The organism is Pseudomonas sp. 15A4, assembly GCF_016925575.1.
GTDB lineage: Bacteria > Pseudomonadota > Gammaproteobacteria > Pseudomonadales > Pseudomonadaceae > Aquipseudomonas.
In genome coordinates, this window is the sequence record NZ_CP068986.1 from 3,551,156 (window position 1) to 3,573,625 (window position 22,470).

At 60.1% G+C, this 22,470-nt stretch carries 13 protein-coding genes and 4 pseudogenes; 8 read left to right on the top strand and 9 right to left on the bottom strand.

Features of this window, described 5'->3' with window-relative positions:
* The first annotated feature begins 152 nt into the window (after window positions 1-152).
* Entirely contained in the window at window positions 153-1,394 is a 1,242-nt protein-coding gene (locus JN403_RS15795) for a serine hydrolase (RefSeq protein WP_240356600.1), read from the top strand.
* Between the two features lie 257 nt (window positions 1,395-1,651).
* Here the strand turns inward: JN403_RS15795 and JN403_RS15800 are convergent.
* The 5 genes and pseudogenes from JN403_RS15800 to JN403_RS15820 all read right to left on the bottom strand — a co-directional run bounded on the left by JN403_RS15800 (window position 1,652) and on the right by JN403_RS15820 (window position 5,435).
* Window positions 1,652-2,577, bottom strand: a pseudogene (locus JN403_RS15800) (LysR substrate-binding domain-containing protein).
* A 48-nt stretch (window positions 2,578-2,625) separates the two neighbouring features.
* Window positions 2,626-3,554: pseudogene (locus JN403_RS15805) on the bottom strand (AEC family transporter).
* Window positions 3,555-3,723: 169 nt separating this feature from the next.
* A complete protein-coding gene (locus tag JN403_RS15810; RefSeq protein ID WP_172612454.1) occupies window positions 3,724-4,044 on the bottom strand; it encodes an RcnB family protein in 321 nt (106 codons plus the stop codon).
* 82 nt (window positions 4,045-4,126) lie between these two features.
* Window positions 4,127-4,435, bottom strand: a complete 309-nt coding sequence (locus tag JN403_RS15815) for an RcnB family protein (protein WP_205483121.1) — start codon at window positions 4,433-4,435, stop codon at window positions 4,127-4,129.
* Window positions 4,436-4,577: 142 nt separating this feature from the next.
* Window positions 4,578-5,435, bottom strand: coding sequence for an SDR family oxidoreductase (locus tag JN403_RS15820; protein WP_205483123.1), 858 nt, complete (start codon window positions 5,433-5,435; stop codon window positions 4,578-4,580).
* An 84-nt stretch (window positions 5,436-5,519) separates the two neighbouring features.
* Between JN403_RS15820 and JN403_RS15825 the strand changes: the two genes are divergently transcribed.
* The 4 genes from JN403_RS15825 to JN403_RS15835 all read left to right on the top strand — a co-directional run bounded on the left by JN403_RS15825 (window position 5,520) and on the right by JN403_RS15835 (window position 11,400).
* Window positions 5,520-5,933: a helix-turn-helix domain-containing protein gene (locus JN403_RS15825; RefSeq protein WP_122625411.1), complete on the top strand. Its 414-nt coding sequence runs from the start codon at window positions 5,520-5,522 to the stop codon at window positions 5,931-5,933.
* A 331-nt stretch (window positions 5,934-6,264) separates the two neighbouring features.
* Window positions 6,265-10,437 (top strand): DUF6531 domain-containing protein, encoded by a 4,173-nt coding sequence (locus JN403_RS15830; RefSeq protein WP_205483124.1) that lies wholly within the window; start codon window positions 6,265-6,267, stop codon window positions 10,435-10,437.
* A complete protein-coding gene (locus JN403_RS25900) occupies window positions 10,338-10,820 on the top strand; it encodes an RHS repeat-associated core domain-containing protein (protein WP_345945850.1) in 483 nt (160 codons plus the stop codon). Before JN403_RS15830 ends, JN403_RS25900 begins: the two co-directional genes overlap by 100 nt.
* Before the next feature lie 58 nt (window positions 10,821-10,878).
* The gene (locus JN403_RS15835) at window positions 10,879-11,400 is read left to right on the top strand and encodes an Imm15 family immunity protein (RefSeq protein WP_240357000.1); all 522 of its coding nucleotides are present in this window, start codon (window positions 10,879-10,881) and stop codon (window positions 11,398-11,400) included.
* Window positions 11,401-11,485: 85 nt separating this feature from the next.
* Here the strand turns inward: JN403_RS15835 and JN403_RS15840 are convergent, their stop codons facing one another.
* The 4 genes and pseudogenes from JN403_RS15840 to JN403_RS15855 all read right to left on the bottom strand — a co-directional run bounded on the left by JN403_RS15840 (window position 11,486) and on the right by JN403_RS15855 (window position 16,899).
* Window positions 11,486-12,616, bottom strand: coding sequence for an SMP-30/gluconolactonase/LRE family protein (locus JN403_RS15840; RefSeq protein ID WP_240356602.1), 1,131 nt, complete (start codon window positions 12,614-12,616; stop codon window positions 11,486-11,488).
* A 544-nt stretch (window positions 12,617-13,160) separates the two neighbouring features.
* Window positions 13,161-14,387 carry a cytochrome c gene (locus tag JN403_RS15845; RefSeq protein ID WP_122535778.1) on the bottom strand — a complete coding sequence of 409 codons (1,227 nt, stop codon included), beginning with the start codon at window positions 14,385-14,387 and terminating at the stop codon, window positions 13,161-13,163.
* A pseudogene (locus tag JN403_RS25905) lies at window positions 14,384-16,146 on the bottom strand (GMC family oxidoreductase). The gene JN403_RS15845 and the pseudogene JN403_RS25905 overlap by 4 nt, the downstream one beginning before the upstream one ends.
* A 6-nt stretch (window positions 16,147-16,152) precedes the next feature.
* On the bottom strand, window positions 16,153-16,899 hold the full coding sequence (locus tag JN403_RS15855; protein ID WP_205483126.1) for a gluconate 2-dehydrogenase subunit 3 family protein: 747 nt from the start codon (window positions 16,897-16,899) through the stop codon (window positions 16,153-16,155).
* Between the two features lie 553 nt (window positions 16,900-17,452).
* Here JN403_RS15855 and mrdA point away from each other — a divergent pair.
* The 3 genes and pseudogenes from mrdA (at window position 17,453) to JN403_RS15870 (ending at window position 22,463) form a co-directional block, all read left to right on the top strand.
* A pseudogene (gene mrdA / locus JN403_RS15860) lies at window positions 17,453-19,386 on the top strand (penicillin-binding protein 2).
* A 283-nt stretch (window positions 19,387-19,669) separates the two neighbouring features.
* Window positions 19,670-21,391 carry a ubiquinone-dependent pyruvate dehydrogenase gene (poxB, locus tag JN403_RS15865; RefSeq protein WP_205483127.1) on the top strand — a complete coding sequence of 574 codons (1,722 nt, stop codon included), beginning with the start codon at window positions 19,670-19,672 and terminating at the stop codon, window positions 21,389-21,391.
* Between the two features lie 307 nt (window positions 21,392-21,698).
* The gene (locus JN403_RS15870) at window positions 21,699-22,463 is read left to right on the top strand and encodes a hypothetical protein (RefSeq protein WP_205483128.1); all 765 of its coding nucleotides are present in this window, start codon (window positions 21,699-21,701) and stop codon (window positions 22,461-22,463) included.
* Window positions 22,464-22,470 lie beyond the last annotated feature (7 nt).

Consider the following 22,470-nt stretch of genomic DNA (forward strand, 5'->3'; position numbering starts at 1 on the left):
TCATCGCAGATGTCAGGGTATGAAATCAGTGAACTGATCGCCCGGTGCAACGCCGGTGGGTGGGCTATGGTTGGAACGGGCGCGTGCTTTCAGTAGCACCGGCTTTAGTCGGGAATTCAGCGTCCTTTACCGACGACAAAAAAGGATACGTCATGCACTCACCCGTCTTTCGTCCTGCCGCCTTCAGCCGGCCGCTGGCCCTGTCCCTCGGTTTGCTGGCCGCCGTGTCCGTGTCCACCGTGTGGGCCGACGACTATCCCCACGCCCAGGAGCCCATCGGCACGGTCGAGCAGATCTACGACGGCGCCATGCTCCCGGACCTGGCGGTCAGCACCTATCGCAATATCGGCCGGCTGTTTCCCACCCACACCATCAAGGCCGGCGAACACCCCTATGCGCTGCCCAAGTCAGACCGGCAACTGCCCAACGTGCGCTTCACCGTCGAGGGCACAAAGTACGACCTGTACGACTTCGTGGCGCTGGACAGCATTACCGCGATGCTGGTGATCAAGGACGGCAAGATCGTCTTCGAGACGTACCAGCGCGGCAACACCGAGAAAACCCGCTGGATGTCGATGTCGATGGCCAAATCCATCACCTCGACCCTGACGGCGGCGGCGATCAAGGATGGCTTGATCAAGGGCCTCGACGCCCAAGTGGTCGATTACGTGCCGGCCCTCAAAGGCAGCGCCTATGAAGGGGTGACCGTGCGCAACGTGCTGATGATGTCGTCGGGGGTGAAGTGGAACGAAACCTACACCGATCCGGCGTCGGACCGCAGGGCCTTGCTCAAGGCGCAGATTTCCCAGCAGCCTCACTCGGCCATGACGCTGATGGCGAGCCTGCCGCGCGCTGCGGAGCCTGGTACGGTGAACAACTACAGCACCGGCGAAACCCAAGTCCTTGGCGAGATTGTGCGCGGGGCGGTGAAGATGCCGCTGGCCGAGTACCTGTCGAAGAAAATCTGGCAGCCGTTCGGCATGGAAAGCGACGCGACGTGGTGGCTGGACTCCCCTGACGGCGTGGAGATCGGCGGCAGCGGGATCAGCGCCACGCTGCGGGATTACGGGCGCTTCGGGCTGTTCTTCATGAACGATGGCAAGATCAACGGCACCTCGATTCTGCCGGACGGCTGGGTCAGTGAAGCGACGCGGCCGACCACCCTCAAGGGCGGCAAAAGCCTGGATTACGGCTACATGTGGTGGACCGCCTGGACTGCGCCCTCGGTGAAGGACGGCGCCTATTCGGCGGTCGGCATTCAGGGCCAGAACATCTACGTCAACCCGGCCAATAACGTCGTGATCGTCACCTTCGGCGCGCAACCCAAACCGGTGGACAAAGAACCCATCGACCCGATGGCCTTCTTCGATGCGGTGGTCGCGGCGTTGAAGTGATTGATGAGTGAGATATATAGCCGGGTCCACTGGATGTACGCGACCTCAGTGGGACCGGCTTCAGCCGGGAAGAGGCCTGTGCAAACGACATCATTTTTGCGGAGTCTTCGCAGACGCCTTCCCGGCTAAAGCCAGTCCTACTCATGCGTTCACTCACCCTCTTGCTGAATGCACGCGATCCCTCGTGGGACCGGCTTCAGCCGGGAAGAAGCCGGTTCACGCGCTATCAATTTCACGGTATGACATTTGATGCCCTGCTAACGCCGGTCCCGTGATCCCTTCGGTTCAACCCCGTACTCCGCGAGCAACACCTCCATCCAATCCATGAACACGCGGCACCGCTGGGGAGGTGCCGGCGATGGGCGTACAACAGCGACACCGGCATCGCCGTCGGCCGGTACTCGGGGAGGATTTCGATCAAGTCACCGCGCTGCTGCTGGTAAGGGGCAGCCAGGCGCGGAATCTGGATGATACCCAGGCCGCCGACACACGCCGCTTCATAGGCTTCGATGTTGTTCACCGTCACGCTGCAGGGCATCGACACGTGGAAATCCCTGCCCTCGCGACAATATTCGAACAGCGCATCGGCAGCGCCAAATGCCGGCGCATAGTTGACCAGCCGGTGCTGCTGCAGCTCTTCCAGATTCCGCGGAATGCCGAAGCGGTCGGCGTACCCCTGGCTCACGCAGTTGATCATCCGAAACAGGCCGACGCTGCGCGCGACCAGCGGCGTGTCCGGCAACGCGCCGATGCGCAGCACGCAATCAAAGCCCTCGCGGACCAGATCGACGCGCCGGTCCGTGCTGCTGATCTCAAGTTCGATCAGCGGGTGCCGCTCAAGAAAATCACCCAGCCGTGGCAGCACCAGCCGTCGCGCGATGGCGGTGGGCATGTCCACCCGCAGCCGCCCGCTGAGCGCCGAGCTGTCCTGCCGGAACAAACCTTCAAGCTCGTCCATCTGGCCGAGCAGATCCTTGCTGCGCTCATACAGCGCCTGCCCGTTGGGCGTTACCTGCACCTTGCGCGTGGTGCGCAACAGCAGTCGCGCGCCGAGCAGTTCTTCGAGGCTGCGCACATGCTCCGACACCGTCGAGCGCGGCAAGCCCAAGGCATCACCCGCGTGGGTGAAGCTCGACAGCTCGGCGACCCTGACGAAGGTTTTCAGCAAGTCCAGCTTGTTCATTGCGACGCACCCACCTCTATGCCCGAGCTTTTGCCCGACGCCCGCTCTTCAACCGTTGATGTAGTAAATGCACAGCGACAGCGTCACCAGCGAGCCCAGCGTCGAGATCAGGATCGTGCTCGACACCACCGACGCTTCGCGCTTGTAATACTCGGCCAGCATGAACGGCCCGGTGCCGGTGGGGAGGGCGCTCAGCAGCAGCGCCGAGTTGGCCCACAGCGGCGGCAGGTGAAACACCCGAAAGGCCAGAAACCAGGTCAACAGCGGGTGGGCAATCAGCTTGATCAGCACCAGCAGCGTCGTGCCCTCACGGGGGCCCTGCTGTTTCTGGGCGAGAAACAGGCCGAGGGAAATCAGCGCGCAGGGCGTCGTCGCAGCACCCAGCAGGGTCAGGAATTTGTCCAGCGCACCCGGTAAGGCCACGCCGGTCGATGCCCAGCAGGCGCCGAGGATCGGTGACACCACCAAGGGGTTTTTGCCAGCGCCAGCAGCACTTTGAGCACGATGCGGTGAACCCGGGCCTCGCTTTGCAGGCCGATTTCGATGCACACCAGGGCGATGCCGAACACCACGCAGACCACCAGCAGCGACGCGATGAGCGCAGGTTCCAGGCCGTCCTGGCCCAGCACCATGACGCACAACGGAATGCCGATGTAGCCCGTGTTGGCGTAGGAAGCGCTGAGGGCATCGATGCTGGCATCGGCAAAATGACCCGCCTTTCTGCGCCGCAGCAGCAAGGTAATGACGAACATTGCCATGGTCGAAAGGGTAAAGGTCAGTACAAAGCCCGGGTGCCAGATCTGTTCCCAGGTGGCGCGTGCCGTGGCGGTGAACAGCAGCGCTGGCAAACACAGCCAGACCACCATTCGATTGATTTCAGAGGCGGCGGTGGGTCCGAGGCGGTTGGTGCGGCGACAGAGGTAGCCCACCATGATGAGGGCGAAAATGGGCAGCAAAACATTCAAGACGGAAGACATCGAACCCGGGCCTATGGCGCAACAAACGAGAGCGGCAGAGTAGAGGGCGCGATCGTTAGGCTGCAACCTTTCTTCTCAGCGAAAAAACCAAGGGGGCGGGCGTTTGCATGGCGAGGCGGACAAAGCGATGCCCGACGGGCGTCGGGCACGGTGACGGGCATAGCGGTAATTACTTTTTCAGCGGTTTGAGGTTGCCCGGCGCGATGTCGAGGACCTTGCCGTCTTCCATGTTAATCAGCGCGTATTTATCGCTGATCAGCACCCATTGCGTACCTTCCTTTGGCGCGTGCAGGCCCTTGCCCTCCCAGTCCTTGACGCCGACACGCTCGTCTTTGTACAGGTCATGGGTGGTGTCGCCGACCTTGTACTGTTCATTGGTGTGTTCCGCCTGCACGCTCTTAGTCGCAGGGGTTTGCGCCATGGCAGCGGCGCTGGCCCCACCCAGACAAGTGACCACGGCCACACTGGCCATCAGTTTTTTCATGTTCATGGGAATTCCTCTGGTCGTTCTTATACGTTCTTGGCGTTGGCGCGCGCCACGCAAACCCGGCGCGCTGGGTCAGTGCCCCGGCTTATTTTTCAACCGGAACAATCTTGGTGATCTGGCCGTTGGTGGTCTGCACTTCGACGTACTTGTCGTTGATGCGCACCCACTGACTCATCTTGGCCGGTTCTTCCAGACCCTTGGTTTTCCAGTCCTTGATGGCCGCTGCCGGACGCTGAAATTCCTGCGGTGAACGGCTGCCGACTTCAAGCTCCCGCATGTTGTCTCTGGAAGGTTGAATGGTCGGCTCCGTGGCGTCGGCGGCTTGCACCGTGAAACTCGCAACGGAAATGCATCCCAGAATCGCCAGACTGGCAATGAGCGATTTGCTGTTCATTCGAAACTCCTTGGCCAGCGCGTGATGCGCTGTCACTAGTTCCGACCGTGCAGGGCGAAAATCATTCACTGCCCGTGCTGGCTCGCCGCACGCCTGCGGTTGCGGTTGCGACTGCTGATACGGGACGGGGGCGGCAGCGAGTTTACCGGGGTAGCGCTTCAGCAATACTGCTGGCCAGCGGCGTGGTGGGCCGGCCCATCAGGCGGCTTAACTGCCGACTGTCGTCGAACAGCGCACCTTTGGCGGCGGCGGTATCGGAGTTGGCGAGTAACTCGGCGACGAATTCCGGAAGCCCGGCCTGCAGCAACGCACCCTTGTAATCGGCTTCTGGAAGATCGGTGTAGATAACAGGCTTGCCGGATTGCTCCGCGATCTGAGCGGCGAATTCCTTCAGCGTGTAGGACTCGTCGCCGGCCAGCTCGTACACCTTGCCCGCCTGATCCTCAGCCGCTGTCAGCACAACGGCTGCCGCCCGCGCGTAGTCGGCCCGCGCGGCAGAGCTGATTCGGCCTTCGCCCGCGCTGCCAAAGTGCGCGCCGTTCGCCACCGCGTGGGTCACGCCGGCGGTGTAGTTCTCGTGGTACCAGCCATTGCGCAGCACCACCGCCGGAACGCCGGATTGCGCCAGCGCTGCCTCGGTTTGCCTGTGTTCTTCGGCCAGCCCCAGCGCGGAGGTGTCGGCGTGGAGCACGCTGGTGTAAGCCAGCAGTTTCACCCCGGCGCGCTTGGCCGCGTCGATCACCGCCTGATGCTGAGTGACACGCTGGCCCACTTCACTGGAGGAGATCAGCAGGACCTTCTCGGCACCTTCGAAGGCGCCGTCCAGCGTGGCGGGCTTTGAATAATCGGCCTGGCGGACCTGCACGCCCTTGGCGGCAAGATCGGCCACTTTGGCCGGATCTCGGACGGCCGCAACCAGACGCGAGGCGGGTACGGTTTCGAGCAATTGAGCGATGACGAGGCGGCCTAGCTGACCTGATGCACCGGTGATGACGATCATGATGAGTCCCGAACGAGATTGAATGAGCCTCCAGCATAATCACCATGCTAACCTTTCGTAAGTACGCACAAAAAGGTAAGCGTGATGAACGACAGTGCTATTCCCGCAGCAGGCAGCGTTTCCTTGCTGGAGCGCATCCGTACCGGTGAGGTGTTGGCCAGGGATTGCCCGTCGCGGGAGATCCTCAATCATGTGTGCAGCCGCTGGGGCGTGCTGGTGCTGGTGGTGTTGCTGGACGGCATGCACCGGTTCAGCGAACTGCGGCGCAAGATCGGCGGTGTTAGCGAGAAGATGCTTTCGCAGACGCTGCAAAGCCTGGAACAGGACGGGTTTGTCGACCGCAAGGCACTGCCCGTGGTGCCGCCCCACGTCGAATACCGCCTGACGCCGATGGGCGAGGAGGTGGCGTTGCAAATGGACGGGCTGACGACCTGGATCGAGGAAAATCTGCCGCGCATTCTGGCCGCGCGGGAGGGTAGGGCAGCGGTGGTGGAGTGATCGGGTAGGGTGGGTTAGGGCCTTGGTGTTGTAGTGCCATGATGCGCAAGAACTTGCGCAGTTGATGGTTGAAGTTTGTGTGGTTAATACGTTTGAGGCCACGTTGTCCGTGGCCTGCAGACGAGTGCGCAAGAAGTTGCGCAGGGGTGCGCAACTTCTTGCGCACTTTTATTTGTTCTTAGGGTTGGCGTTCGCTAAAAAACCTCGCTTTTCTTCTTAAACTATTGATTTTGCTTGGCTAATTCATAGCTGGCACAGCCCTTGATATCTCCGTGGCCCCCGGATTGGCATTCACGCCTTCTCGGATGGTTTTTGAGCACGGAGAGCATCCTTGGCAAACCCCGCAGTTACGTCCGGCAGCGACGCAAAAAACGAGCCTCAGCTGGCGATCGTTCCGCTTGATCTGATTCAGCTTGAGGACGTCGGGGCCGGCGCGGCCCATGTCGATGCCTGGCTGCAGGACATCAGCGGCGGGGTCGTCTCCCTTGAGCGGATCAAGAGCGCTGCCGGTTTTTTGCCCGTGGTGGGCAACATCATGGCGCTGGTTGATGCGCTGAATGACATCGTCCGGCTGGCGACCAGTGAGAAACGCGACCCTCTGGATTGGGTGAGTCTAGGCATCAATTTGATTGGCGTCTTGCCGACACCGCCGACCATGGCGGCAGCGCGGATGAGCCTGCGGCCGACGCTGTTTCTGGTGCGTCAGGAGATGCGGCAGGCCGGCAAGATGGTGCTGGGTGACGCGCTGATCGAGATTTTGATCGGGCACCTCAATGCCACCATCGTCGGGACCCTTGATGACTTTGTGACGCAGGCGCAGGGGAAACTGCCCGGGATTCTTGAGGATGCCGGGAAACTTGGGGAAGGCGTGCTCCTTGAGATCGCTGCCGGTCTTGAACAGCTGGTTGACCCGAAGCTGAACGCCAAGGCTGATTTGCTTGAGGCGCAGCAGCTGGTTCAGGCCGCAGGCGATCTTTGGGCCTACGATCCTCAGGCGGCCATTGGCAATATCTTTGCGGCGGCTGCGGATGTTTGCGTTGCTGCGGGCAAGGGTGCGGTGAATGGCGCCGTCGAACACCTTGTGCCTGAAGCGGTTAAAAAGGAGGTGGGCAGGCAGGCCAAATTGTTGCGCGCCATGGGGTCAGAGCTTCGGGTCCAGATTAATAGCCTAGCGGATCCTGGGGTTCAAAACTCGATTGGGGCGTTGCTGCAGACGTTGGCCGGGGCAGTTGTAAGTTGGCGTTCCCGCAATGGGCATGGTCAGTCTTTCAACATCAAACCGGGGGTGGTTAATCAGGCCAAGCGACGGGGCAGCGAAGGCAAACTCGAAGTTGTTCAGCGTGAGAAGCCTGCCAAGGGCCGGCCCAACGTACTGAAGAAGTGCACATGTGCCTGTCCTTGCGCCTGTAACTGCGGCTCAACGGGGAACAGCATCAGTTTTGCGATGGGCTCGGAGTCGGTCAGTCATACCGATTTCAGCCTGCCGGGGCCGTTTCCGATTGAGTGGACGCGGACTTATTGCTCAAGTCTGGATGCCTACGATCATGACGTGGTGGGCGCGCGATGGATCACGCCGTTTACCACGCGCTTTGATCTCGTCGGCGATGGTTTGGTGTTTCATGACTCGGATGGGCGTAGTCATGAATTTCCTCTGCCCAAGTTAAAACTCTTTCACTTCAACGCCATTGAAAACCTGACGGTCGTTCGCCTCAGCAAAGATCGGCTATTGCTGATGCGTGGCCTGGATCATCGGGAAACCTATGTTCGGCGGGGCAAGCGCTTTGTTCTGATTAACAAGGTTTTGCCTAATGGCGCAGGGGTGATGCTGCATTACGAGCATCGCCATGATGGGCAGTTGGTGCTCTCCGAGTTAGTGACTTACTCCGAAAAGGACGTAAACAAAGTCCATCTTCGCCTGGGTACTTTGATTGATATTCAGGGGCGTCTGACCGGCCTTTGGGAAGTTCGTGACGGCGACGTCAAACGCCAACTTTGCGCGTATCAGTACGACAATTCTGGTGACCTTGTTCTGGCTCAGGATGAGAACGGCGCTGCATGGCGGTACCAATATCAAAACCATCTCATCACCCGATACACCGACCGCACTAATCGAGGCTTGAACCTGCAATGGCAAGGCACAGGTCCCGGCGCAAGAGCTGTTCGCGAGTGGGCCGACGATGGCAGTTTTGATACTCGATTGGCGTGGGATGAAAACATTCGTCTGACCTACGTCACTGACGCTTTGGGTCATGAAACCAGGCATTACTACGACAGCCTGGGTTACACCTATCGCATCTGCCACGCTGACGGCCGTTCGGAGTGGTTCTTTCGCGATGCCGCCAAGAACATCATCCGCCACGTCCACACCGACGGCAGCACCGACCGCTATCGTTACGACAAGCTCAGCAACCTCACCGAACACACTCGCGCCGATCACAGTGTGATGAACTACGCGTACGATGATAAGAGTCATCTGATCAAGATCAGCGATGGCGAAGGCGGGTTGTGGAAACGGGACTATGACCATCGCGGAAATCTGGTTGAAGCGATTGATCCGCTAGAGAACGTTACTGAATACGCCTACAACTCGTTCGGTCTTCCTACAGCGATCAAGGACGCCAACGGCAACACGAAGGCGTTGGCCTACAACGACGCCGGACAACTCGTTAAGTACACCGACTGCTCGGGCAAGGTCAGCGAGTGGGAGTACGACGAACGCGGCCAAATGGTTCGCTTCACCGACCCGGCCGGGCACAGCACCACGTACGAATACAAAGCCGGTCAGCTTGTCCTGATCAGGCACCCGGACAAAACCGAAGAACGCTTCAGCCGCGACGCCGAAGGTCGTTTGCTTGCCCACTCCGATGGCCTTGAACGCTGCATCACTTGGCGCTATTCAGCTGCGGGCTTTATCGCCGAACGCGTCGACGCCGCCGAGCAAACCTTGCGTTACCGCTGGGACAAACTCGGTCGTCTCGTTGCGCTGGAAAACGAAAACGAACGCCGCGCCCATTTTCATTACGACCCGGTCGGCAGGCTGCTTGAAGAGCGCGGCTTCGACAATCGCTCGACTCGCTATCAGTACGATCCCGAAACCGGCCGCCTTGCCGAGACTATTAACGGCCAGCGCAAGATCGCGCTGACCTTCGACCCGATGGGCCGTCTCACCGAGCGCCGGGCAACCCTCGGCGACAAGTCCCAAAGCGAAACCTTTGCCTACGACGGCAACGGCCATTTGGTCATGGCGACCAATGCCACCAGCAAGCTGCAATGGTTTCACGACCCGGCCGGCAACCTGCTACGCGAGCACCAGCATTATTCGAATCTGGATAAACCCCTGGTTGCCGTCTGGCAGCACGAGTACGACGCCCTTAATAATCGCGTCGCGACCATCCGCCCGGACGGGCATCGCGTCAGCTGGCTGACTTACGGCAGCGGCCATCTGCTGAGCCTGAAGCTGGACGAACATGAACTGCTCAGTTACGAGCGCGATGACCTGCACCGCGAAGTCGCCCGTCATCAGGGAAATCAACTGGTGCAGACCCAGCAATGGGACCCAGCGGGACGCTTGCAAGCCCAACTACTGGGCCGAGCAGACGACAAAGCCACACTCATCAAACGCGCCTACACCTACGACGCCGCCGGCCAACTCACCGACATCAAGGACAGCCGTCGCGGGCAACTGAGTTACCGCTACGACCCAGTCAGTCGCCTGCTCAGCGCTACCAGCCGCCTGGGCGTGGAAACATTCGCCTTCGATCCCGCGAGTAACCTGCTCGACGCCAGCGCCGCGCCCGTTCGCCGTCCGTTAGATCCGGAGCCGACTCAAAACAAACTCGTGGACAACCTGCTGCGCGACTACGCCGGCAACCACTACGAATACGACGAACGCGGCAACCAGACAGCCCGCTGGACCAACGGGCTGCGCAGCGAACTGCACTGGGACCTCTTCGATCGCCTCGCGCATTTCCGCGATCCGCGCCTCACCGTCGACTTCGGCTACGACCCATTGGGACGGCGCCTCTACAAACTCTCAAAAGCCCACTACAGACCGCGCCCTGAAGCCGGCACTGGCTGGAACGAAAACGAACACGCCCGCAAAGAGCGCGAACTCGGCTGCGGCTTCACGCTTTACGGTTGGGATGGCGACAACCTGGCTTGGGAAAGCAGCCCCCGCCTTACGCCGGAGCGCTCGGCCGCACGGTCCATTACATCCACGAGCCCGGTACTTTCGTCCCGGTTGCCCAGGCCATCCGCCACGAAACCATCCGCCTCGTCAGCCAACCGACCTATCAGGGCCGCTACAACTTCAAAGAAGACCCGTTGTGGACCTACAAACCCGTCGCGCTACCGATTGATGCACTCGCCTGGTACCAGTGCGATCACCTCGGCACGCCCCAAGAAATCACCGACCAAAACGGCAACACCGCCTGGAGCGCGCAATACAAAGCGTGGGGAGAGGCCCAAGAGCAGCGCTCTAAATTCGCCCAACAGATCGGCCTAACCAACCCAATCCGCTTTCAGGGCCAATACCACGACCACGAAACCGGCCTGCACTACAACCGCCATCGGTACTATGATCCAAAGGTCGGGCGGTTCATCAGTAAGGATCCGATTGGCTACAGTGGCGGGCTAAACCTCTACCACTACGTGCCGAACCCGACGGGATGGATTGACCCGCTGGGGCTCGCCAAAATTGGCGGGCGAACGGGGGTACGCCCAGACAGGCACAACAAAAAGTCGAAAAACGTCAGGGTCCTGCTGACATCACTCGGATTGACCGTCCAGAGGAGGACGTGCCATACAGTCAGTGGCATGCCCACTGCAAGTGCGGATCTGGCTATAACCTTGACGGATCAATCCATGACAAAGGCAAGGGAGAGGTGAAGTTTTCTAGAAAGACTATCGACTGGCTGAACAGTCATGGATGGAGTATTCCGAAAAAATGAAGTTAACGAAGCTATTTCGCAAAATAATCAGTAAAGAACCCTATAACGATTTGAGCGTATTTTTCTCAGATTTCGAAAGTTTCGAAGAAATACCTTTGATTTCTAGGCATCACCGATTGAAGCTTTTAACGAAAAGTATGGAGAACGACAATGTTTCGGATTTTTTGATCGGTCTTTCATTCTTTCTCATGACCTCGATTAGGACGCTTTCAGTCACTAAGAAAAGCAAAGATATCTTTTTCGCGGTAAGTTTTCCTGACTTTGATCTGTTCGCAGAACAGGGTGTGTTGATGCCGCACATATTCATATACCCAGCGGCAGTCTCAACTTGTTTCGTGGAAAAGATAAAAGCCAAGCAGAGAACTGAAAGCTCACGAGAGATGAATGAAGTAAAAAGACATTTTGCAAGATGCAACCTTGAACCGATTTTTGAATTTTATGAAAGCCGATTCCACGACTCGGCTAGCGGGGAGGACATAATAAGGATTTACGCAGTCCCTAAAAAACTTGGGGTGTAAAAACCCTAAAGGGTGCGGTCCCCTTTAGTCCAAGAGCAGTGCGCAGGTAGACGGTCGATTGACCGTCTTATGATCCAGTCAGCCCCTACACCGCAAACCCTGTCCCACGCGTATTCACAAAAAGCGAATAAATCGAGTGACTGCTCGCCATGAACAACCGATTCCCCTCGCGTCCGCCGAAGCACAGGTTCGGGCAGCGTTCTGGCAGCGAGATGTGCCCGATGGCCTTGCCCTGGGGGTTGAACACGCGCACGCCGTCGAGTTTTTCCAGGTCGGCCTTGGGGTCGCCATTGCCGCCCCAGCCGCACCACAGGTTGCCGGCTTCGTCGCACTTCATGCCATCAATGGCGGCGTAGTCCAGGCCTTCGATGTGTTTGCGGCGTTCGCCCAAGGTGCCGTCGTCCTTGACTGCGATGGCCCAGATCAGGCGGTTCGGTTTGGCGCGACCTTCGACGACGTACAGGGTCTTCTCGTCAGGGGAGAAGCACAGGCCGTTGGGGCCGGCGAGGTCGTCGATCACCCGGGTGACTTTCCTGCTCTCGCCGTCGATGCGGTAAACCGCATGGGGCTGGGTCGGGGTGATTTTGTGGCCTTCGTAGTTGTTGCTGGTCTGGAAGGGCGGGTCGCTGAACCAGATCGAGCCGTCGCTTTTGCAGACGATGTCGTTGGGGGAGTTGAAGGGTTTGCCGTCGAAGCTGTCGGCCAGCACGGTGATGGTGCCGTTGTATTCAGTGCGGGTGATGCGCCGGCCTTCGCTGGTGGTGGTGGAACCCTCGCAGACGATGAGGCGGCCCTGGCGATCGCGGCACATGCCGTTGGAGAAGTTGGAATGCTCGCGGTAAACGGTGAAGGTGTCGGTGATTTCGTCCCAGCGCATGATGCGGTTGTTGGGGATATCGCTGACCAGCAAATAGCGTCCGTCGCCGACCCACACCGGCCCTTCGGCCCAACGCATGCCGGTGGCGAGTTTTTCGACGCTGGCGTTGAAGACCCGTAGTTCAAGAAAGCTGTCGTCGAGAATGTGAATGAGCGGATCCGGGTAGCGCTGGCTCAAAGGTTCGGCGGCGGACGCGAGGCGGGGCAGAGCGGAGCTGCCGACGGTGGCCAGGGTGGCGGAAACGGCGAGGGATTTTTTCAGGAAGCTGCGGCGGGTGTTGCCGCTTGACGGTTCTGGGGTTTCAGCGTGCTCGGGCAAGGCGGACAGGTATGAGTCCATGTAGCGATCTCCGTTGTTTTATTTTTTTACGGGAACGTTAGTAATACCTTCTGATAGGACATCGTACAAGTTAATGATCGCTTGTGTATCGAGCCCACCCTCCGAAGGCATCGGCGCCCAGACTGGCCTCTTCCCGGCTAAAGCCGGTCCCACTAAAAGCATCACATGCGGTCAGTGGGACCGGCTTTAGCCGGGAAGCTTTTGATCTGCTTTTGATCTTCTACGCGGTAGTCCAGACACCACAAAACGCGACTTGGGTGCAGGCTGAACGCAGGTTTCGCGGAGTGGGCCGAGCCGCATGGATGCGGCGAGAGCTGCCCCCGCCATGGATGGCGGATGGCAGCGGGCCCACGGAGCGAGACCGGAGTGAAGGAACCCTGACGAAGGAAGGGCCCAACCGAGAGCAAGCACCCTTGGTTACTTGGGGTGCTTTTCCAAGTAACTCGCCGGGGGCGAAATGTCTGCCCTTAGGCAGACGCCCTTGATCTTCCCCAAGGCCGGGCGCGCTCCCAGGCCAGGCCAGGCCAGGCAAAGAACGAAAAACCTACTTCGCCCTCAACCCCTCCCGCACATCCTTCACATCCGAACCGGACACCGCCGGCGCCGCATTGCCCCACGTATTACGCACATACGTCAGCACATCCGCGACATTCTCATCCGACAGATTCCAGCCAAACGCCGGCATCGCCGGAGCCGTAGGCGCAGCATCGGTAGCACCGGCACGACTGCCTGCCAGCACCACACGAATCAGCGAAGACGGGTCATTGCTGTTCACCAACGGCGCCATCGCCAGTTTCGGGAACAGATGGGCCGCACCTTCACCCGTCGGCGTATGGCACGCCGAGCAACGATCCGCGTAAATCGCCTTGCCCGCCACCATCGCCGCATCGTCTGCAGCAATCGGCTTGGCCGCTTCCACCGGCTTGGCGCCATCCTTCAAGTACACCGCCACCGCCAGCAAATCCTCATCCTTCCAGTGCTGGGATGAATGCTCCACTTCCTCGGCCATCGGCCCGGACGCGATGTCGAAACGGTTCGCGCCGGTCTTCAGGTATTTGACGATGTCGGCCTCGCTCCACGCACCGATGCCATCGTGGCCCGTGGAGGTGATGTTCGGCGCGACCCAGTTCTGCAGATTGGCGCCGGTGAGGAACTGATCGTTCTTGTCACCGCCAATCAGGTTCTTCGGGGTGTGGCACGTGCCGCAGTGGCCCAGACCTTCCACCAGATACGCGCCGCGGTTCCACTGCTCGGACTTCTGCGGATCGGCCTTGAACTCGCCTTCCTTGAAGTTGATCAGGTTCCAGCCGATCAGGCTGGTGCGCACGTTGAAGGGGAAGGGCAGCTGGTTGGTTTCAACCTTGTTCTCCACCGGATCCACTGTCTTCAGGTACGCGAAGATCGCCAGATTGTCTTCACGCAGCACCTTGGTGTACGCGGTGAACGGCATGGCGCCATACAGGCGCTTGCCGTCCAGGCCGTGACCCTTGGACATGGCGTTCTGGAAATCCTCGAAGCTCCAGCGGCCGATGCCGGTCGCAGGGTCAGGCGTGATGTTCGCGCCCGCCAGCTTGCCGAACGGCGTATCGAGGATCACGCCGCCGGAAAACAGCGGTTTGCCCGGGATGGTGTGGCACGCCGTGCAGTCGCCGAGGGTAGTGAGGTAGCGGCCTTTTTCTACGATGTTGTAGGAATCGGCGCCGGTTGCTGCGTGCGCAAGGGAAACAGACAAACCGATAACGCCTGCGCAGACTGTCAGAAGAGTTTTCATACGCTGATCATCTCCCCTGGACGCTTGAGATAGCGGGTGCGGATGGCATCCGCCGCTTTGAAGGCCAGTGCCGCGACGGTGCCGGTCGGGTTGTAGCCCGGGTTTTGCGGGAAAGCGGAGGAGCCGACCACGAACAGGTTCGGCACGCCCCACACTTGCAGGTGCTTGTTCACCGAACTGTTTTTGGATCAGCGCCCATGATGAAGCCGCCGACGATGTGCGACGACTGGTATGGCGCGCTGTTCCAGTGCCCCTGCTGAGAGCTGGGCACCATCTGCCGCGGGTTCATGCTCTTGGCGATCTCGCCGACCTTGCCGGTGACGTACGCGGCCATCTTGCGGTCGTTCTCCGGGAAGTCGAAGGTGATGCGCAGCAGCGGGCGACCCAGCGGATCTTTATAGGTCGGGTCCAGCGACAGGTAATTGGTGCGCGTCGCGTAACTGCTCGCTTCGCAGCCGATGGACATGGTGGCGGCGTAGTTCTTCACCGTGGCTTTCTTCCATTCCGAACCCCAGGCCGGGGTGCCGGGCGGGAGAGGGCGGGAGTCGATGGGCGCAGCGCCGATCGGGGTGACGCGGGTGCTGCCGCCGCCAACGAAGCCCAGACCCGAGTGGTCGAAGTTGTCGTTGTTGAACTCGTCGATGCCCATGCCGATGGCGCCGCCGCCGATAAACGGGTTGAAGTTCTTGTCATCGAAGAACATGCGCACGCTGTTGGCGGTCTGGTAGGCGTAGTTGCGGCCCGTGGTGCCGGTGTTGGTCACCGGGTCGTACGGCTGGCCGACGCCGGACAACAGCATCAAGCGCACGTTTTCGAAGATGAACGCGCTGATCACCACCAGTTCGGCGGGCTGTTCCCATTCCTCGCCGTTGGCGTCCATGTAGATGATGCCGGTGGCGCGCTTGCCGCTGCTGTCCATGGTCACCCGCAGGACTTCGCAGTTGGTCATCGCGGTGAAGTTCGGCTTGCGCACCAGCACCGGCAGTACCGTGGTGATAGCGCTGGCCTTGGAGTAGTTGGCGCAGCCGTAGTTGGTGCAGAAACCGCAGAACGTGCAGGCGCCCATGGCCACGCCCAGGGAGTTCACATAGGGGCGCGAAAGCAAGGCCGACGGCACCGGAAACGGCTTGTAGCCGAGGTTTTTCGCGGCTTCGGCGAACAGCGTCGGCGCGTAGGTCTGTGCCGTCGGCGGGTTCGGGTATTCCTCGGAACGTGGACCTTCGAAGGTGTTGCCGCCTTCCTGGATCACGCCCTTGATGTTGCCGGCCTTGCCGGAGATGCCCGCCAGGCGATCGAACTTGGCGTAGAACGGCTCCATCTCGTCCCAGTCGGTGCCCCAGTCCTGCAGGGTCAATTCTGGCGACAGCTCCTTGCCGTAACGCTCGGTCAAGTAGCTGTGCAGCCGGAATTCGTGGGGCTGAAAACGGAACGTGATGCCGGCCCAGTGATTGCCGGCGCCGCCGGTGCCGTTGCCGGGGTGGAACGAGCCCCAGCTACGCATGGGTAGCGCTGTCTCGGTCACGCTGTTACGAATGGTCGTGGTGTTTTGCCGGGTCCTCAGCATCAGGTCCTGACGGCGGTTGTAGCGCAGTTCATCCGCGGCCGAGGCCACGTTGAAGTCAGCAGCGGTGTCGCGCCATGGGCCGCGTTCGAAGCCGATGATCTTCAGGTTTTCGTCAGCCAGTTCATTGGCGATGATGGATCCGGCCCAGCCGAGCCCGACAACCACGACGTCCGTGGATGGTAGTTTTTTGGCCATGTCGAATTAACCCTTCTTGGTCCAGGCGGAGCTGCCGATGATGGAGAGCGGCACCAGATTGAGCTTCTGGTTGTGCAGGCCGATGTACTCGCGGTAGTCGTAGCGGGCACCAGGGAAGCCGATCATTTTCCACGACACCATGTCGCGGTTGCCGCCGTAGACCGGGTCGGCGAAGAAGCCTTCCATGGTGTTGCCGAGCACTTGCTGGAAGAACAGCTTGGCGTCGATGCCCTCCAGCGTGATCTCGCCCTTGTCCAGGCCGGTGAGGACCTTGTCCTGCTGTTCCGCGGTCAGGGCGCTGAAGTTTTTCTGGAACTGCTTCTGGCAGTACCCTTCGAGGCCTGCGAGGCCGAGACGATAGCGCTGGCGCGGCACCAGTTCCGACTGGTCACCCTGCATCGGCGTGCCCCGTACGAACGGGCCCTGCATGTACAGACGGCTGAACGTGCCGTACTCGCCAGCGAGTTGACGGTCGATGAACACCGCGCAACCGGCGTCCTTGCCGCTGACGCTGAGGTCATCGGCAGGGATCAGGCGGGCGACGATGGCTTCCACCGCAGTGGCTTCGGCGTCAGTGAAGAATTGCCAACCGGGCGTGTCGTAGTGCATCGGACCGTTGTGGTCGAAGGGCACCCACTGCGGAACGCCGACGACGGTGGCGGCCTGGGCCGTAGCGGCGGCGCCCACGGCCAGCGTGGTGGCTGAACCTTTCAGCAACTGGCGGCGGGTGAGGCCTTTGGATTTCTCTGTCATTCCGGGCTCCTGCAAAACCACGCCCCCACAGGCCATTGGGGAATGGTCCGTGCCGGGGCTATGCTCTGCGTTCTTTATCACGGGTATTGCCGCGCATACGATGTGCACGGCAAGTGGCTCTTGGCGGGGTGTGACATTGGGTCTCTGGCAGGCCAGCATGCGAAAGGCGCACGCTAGGCGGGGAATTGCCGCAACTGATCATCATCTTTTCACGCCAACTGCCATGGTAGATGTGTTGCGAGTTATTGCCACGGACGATTTTCGTAAATGACTGTTGCCGATTCCGTAACAGTCAGGCCTCGCCCCAGTAACAATGGGCTTTCGCGGAACCCCGGTCAGGTGACCGCAGCGAGTCAGTCATCCGCCCCATACACATGAACCGCGCATGCTCCCGGCCTGCGCGCACTCGCGCAACGGCGTGAATCTGACAGAATCTTCATGAAGGGTAGCCCGTCCCCAGAGCCACTTATTGGTATCGTGCACGCCATTTGCGTCCTGCATCTTCACGCGGGGCGCTGACTGTGCCGTTCATTTTCACCGAGTAGCGACAGAAATGCCCGATCCGATACCCCTAAAAGACCACGAGAAGGAAACCCGGCTGGTCAACAAGCGCTTGATCGCCTGCGCCGTTTTCGTGGCCATGCTCAGCGTTGCGCTGGTCTGCCGCATGTACTTCCTGCAAGTCACCGAATTCGCCTACCACTCCACCATCTCTGAAAACAACCGCGTCCACGTGCTGCCGATTCCGCCTGAGCGCGGGCTGATCTTCGACCGTAACGGCGTGATCCTCGCCGATAACCGGCCCAGCTTTAACCTGACCATGACCCGCGAGCGCGCAGGGGACTGGCACGCGGTAATCGACGAGCTGATGCAGATCCTCAACCTGCCCGACGAGGACCGCATCATCTTCGACAAGGCGATGAAAAACTCGCCCCACCGCTTTGTGCCGGTAACCCTGCTGTATGAGCTGACCGAAGATCAGATCGCGCTGCTGGCGGTCAACCAGTTCCGCCTGCCGGGGCTGGACGTCGAGGCGCAGTTCGTTCGCCATTACCCGCTGGCGGAGCATTTTGCCCATTCCATCGGCTACGTCGGCCGAATCAACGAGAAGGAAGCGACCCAGCTCGACCAGGTCGAATACCGCGGCACACAGTCCATCGGCAAGACCGGCGTCGAGCGGTTCTACGAAAGCGAGCTGCACGGCCATGTCGGCTATGAAGAAGTGGAAACCAACGCCCAGGGCCGCGTGTTGCGGGTGCTCAAGCACACCGATCCGGTGGCGGGCAAAAACATCACCTTGAGCCTGGACATCAAGCTGCAAGAGGCGGCGGAACACGCGCTGGGGGATCGTCGCGGCTCGGTGGTCGCCATTGATCCGGCCACCGGCGAGGTCCTGGCGATGGTCAGCAAGCCGAGCTTCGACCCGAACCTGTTCGTCACCGGCATCAGCTTCAAGGAGTATTCCGCGCTGCGGGATTCCGTCGACCGGCCGCTGTTCAACCGCGTGCTGCGCGGGTTGTACGCGCCGGGCTCGACGATCAAGCCGGAGGTGGCGATTGCCGGCCTGGACAGCGGCGTGATCACGCCGTCGACGCGGGTATTTGACCCGGGCTATTTCCAGCTGCCGGACTTCGATCACAAGTACCGCAACTGGAACCACAGCGGCGATGGCTGGGTGGACCTTTACGCGGCAATCATGCGCTCCAACGACACCTACTTTTACGACCTGGCGCACAAGCTGGGCATCGACCGACTGCACGATTACCTGACCATGTTCGGCATCGGCCAGAAGGTCTCCCTGGACATGTTCGAAGAATCGGCGGGCCTGATGCCGTCGAAAGAATGGAAACGCATCACCCGCCGTCAGGCCTGGTTCCCGGGGAAACGGTGATCCTCGGTATAGGCCAGGGCTACATGCAGGTCACGCCGCTGCAACTGGCGCAGGCAACAACGCTGATCGCCAGCAAAGGTGTGTGGCACCGTCCGCACCTGGCCAAAGAGATCGGCGGCGTGGCGCCGGTGGACGAGCATCCGATGCCGAACATCGTGCTGCGTGATTCCCACGAATGGGATCAGGTCAACAATGGCATGCAAGCCGTGATGCACGACGCGCGTGGTATCGCCCGTGCGGCCGCCCAGGGTGCGCAATACCGCATCGCCGGCAAGAGCGGCACCGCGCAGGTGGTGGCGATCAAGCAGGGCGAACGCTACAACCGCAACAAGACCCTGGAACGGCACCGCGACAACGCCTTGTTCGTCGGTTTTGCGCCGGCGGCCAGTCCCAAGATCGTCGTCGCGGTGATGATCGAGAACGGCGAGGCGGGCGGTCGCGTGGCCGGTCCCGTGGTGCGGGAAATCCTTGATGCCTGGCTGCTGGGTCAGGACGGCCATTTGAAACAGCAATACGCTACGCCGAGTGTCACGCCGATCAATCCGAAGGTGCAGATCGCTGCGCCGAACAAGCCTGCGGGCCAGCCGCCGGTGTGAGGTGTCCTCACTGCACCGGTCGGCAGGAGCGCCACCCCGGTCCCGCCCGGAAGGTTTGCGATGTTCTTGACGCGGGCTGACGCTTCGCCCTTGAAAGGCCGACGCTTGATCCGTGAGAGCGGCCTTGCCCGCGAAGCCTTTGGCGCGGGCACTGCAAGCACAGCCTGCCCCGCGCATCCTCAGAAGCACTGAACTGTCCCCGACGCTACAGGTCGATTTGAGACCACGCGTGGGGTCTGTTTCGGCCTCGCGCGCCAATTCGACTCGACAAGGAATTTGCCCCATGTCCAGCAGAACCATCGCCGACTACCTCGCCCAAACCCTCGCCGCAGCCGGCGTCTCGAAGATCTGGGGCGTCAGCGGCGACAGCCTGAACGGCCTGACCGACAGCCTCCAGCGCCTGGGCAAGATCAAGTGGATGCACACCCGTCACGAAGAAGTCGCGGCGTTCGCGGCCGGTGCGGAAGCAGCGTCCACCGGCAAGCTGGCGGTGTGCGCAGGCAGTTGCGGTCCGGGTAACCTGCATTTGATCAACGGCCTGTATGACTGCCACCGCAGTGGTGTGCCGGTTTTAGCCATCGCCGCGCAGATTCCATCTTCCGAGATCGGCCTGAACTACTTCCAGGAAACCCACCCCACCGATTTGTTCAAGGAGTGCAGCCACTTCGTCGAAACCGTCAGCACCCCCGAGCAGTTTCCGCGGGTACTGGAGCGGGCGATGCGCGCGGCCATCAGCCAGCGCGGCGTGGCGGTGATCGTGGTATCCGGTGACGTTGCCCTGAGCGCAGCGCCGGACATTAAGCCAGAATGGGTCGATCACGCCCCAGCGCGGGTCATCCCGGCAGAAGCCGACCTGCAACGTCTGGTGGACCTGCTGGACAAATCCAAGGCCGTGACCATCCTCGCGGGCGCGGGCTGTGCCGAGGCCCACGATCAAGTGGTCGCCCTGGCCGAAAAACTCTCCGCGCCGGTGGTTCACGCCCTGCGCGGCAAGCAGTACATCGAATACGCCAACCCGTTCGACGTGGGCATGACCGGGCTGATCGGCTTCAGCTCCGGCTACCACGCGATGATGGCCTGCGACACCTTGGTGATCCTCGGCAGCAGCTTCCCGTACCGCAATTTCTACCCGGAAAAAGCCAAGGTCATTCAGATCGATATCGACCCGACCGCCATCGGCCGTCGCGTACCGGTGGCCCTCGGTCTGGCCGGCGGCATCGCTGAAACCCTTGATGCCGTACTGCCGCGCCTCAAGGCGCACACCGACCGTAAATTCCTCGACAAAGCGCTGGATCACTACGCCAAGTCCCGCGAAGAACTCGACGAACTGGCCACGCCGTCGGGCCATGGCGAGGCGATTCACCCGCAATACCTGACGCGACTGGTGGACGCCTACGCCGATCCGGACGCAATCTTCACCGTCGATGTCGGCACGCCGACGTTGTGGGCCGCGCGCTACCTGACCATGAACGGCAAGCGCTCGCTGCTGGGCTCGTTCAACCACGGCTCCATGGCCAACGCCATGCCCCAGGCCCTGGGCGCGAAAGCGGCCTTCCCGCAACGGCAAGTGGTGGCGCTGTGCGGTGACGGCGGTTTGTCGATGCTGATGGGCGACTTGCTATCGATCCGCCAGCTCAATCTCCCTATCAAGCTGGTGGTGTTCAACAACAGCTCGCTGGGTTTTGTGGCGATGGAAATGCAGGCGGGCGGATATGTGCCCCATGACACCGATTTCGACAGCACCAATTTTGCCAACATCGCCATCGGCGCGGGCATTCTGGGGATTCGCGTGGAGGACTCGGCAGACCTGCCGAATGCCCTGAAGAAAGCCTTCGAGCATCCGGGACCGGTGGTGGTGGATGTGGTAACCGCGAAACAGGAGCTGGGTATGCCCCCGAAAATCAAACTCGCTCAGGCGAAAGGCTTCAGCCTGTTCATGCTCAAGGCTGTAATGAACGGTAAAGCTGACATGGTGCTGGAACTGGCGAAGACCAATTTGCGCTGACGGGCTCCTGGTTCCACGGGCGTTGTGTGCAATGCACAACGCCTGAAGGGTCATTCCGAATTTTCTTCGCGCAGCGAAAGTCGAGAAATACGTCTGTAGATTTTTAAATCGCATCTCTTTCGTTTTCAAAATCTAGATTGTTTGGAAATAGATTTAATTGCGAAACGTACTATGAGATGCCCAGCCTGCTGTATTTAAAAAGATTTCTACTTTGCTACGCGTTACGGACTGATCCCGCCCGGTTTGAATCTACGCGACTCAGAACCTAGGCTCTGAAGACCACAAACACATTCAAAGGACGATGATCATGGATGATAAAAAACGGAAGGACACAGCCAACGCCGAGCATGTCGCAGGGGATCGAGATCTTCAATTTGGGGGGAGCGGCTATGTTCGATATGTTCAGGGGAGGTTTGTCACGGATCCAACCGTGAATATTGATCAACGGTTTTATGTCATTACTTACGGCGAGAGCGCCAATGTCCCAAGTACGATAGTGGGTCGGCTGCCGGATGGCGCTATTGATCCTGGTTTTGGAAGTTTGGCCATCCCCTATGTCGATGATGACCTGAGAGCCTTGATTGATATTCAGGGGCTGATTTTCAATAACAACGGCAAAATTACGTGCGTGGGTATTACCGACGTCACGACCGAATCCGGCCGCTACTTTTACCCTGCTGCCATCCGTATTACGACTTCAGGCGCAATGGACGAGAGTTTCGGCAATAAGGGGCGGCGGATTTACAATGTCGACCTTTCTAAAGAAGGGATTAGCGCTGCAGTGGACGTTACCCATGTCACCGGATCCGAAAAATCGCATATTCAAGCGCTTTCCCACGGCTTCGAATCCGTCCGACGAACCGTACAGGAGAGCGGGGACATACTCTTTTTCTGCAAACTCTTTAACGGCAACACCCGTGTTCAATCCTACCATCTTGTAAAAATTGCCGAGAATGGGGAACCCGTAGATTCATTCGGTATAAACGGGGTCGTGACGATACCTTCGGGGGTCCGGATCGTAGGGTGCTATGGCTGGACTACGGCATTGATGGCGACGGAAGTATCACGCTAGCCGGCAG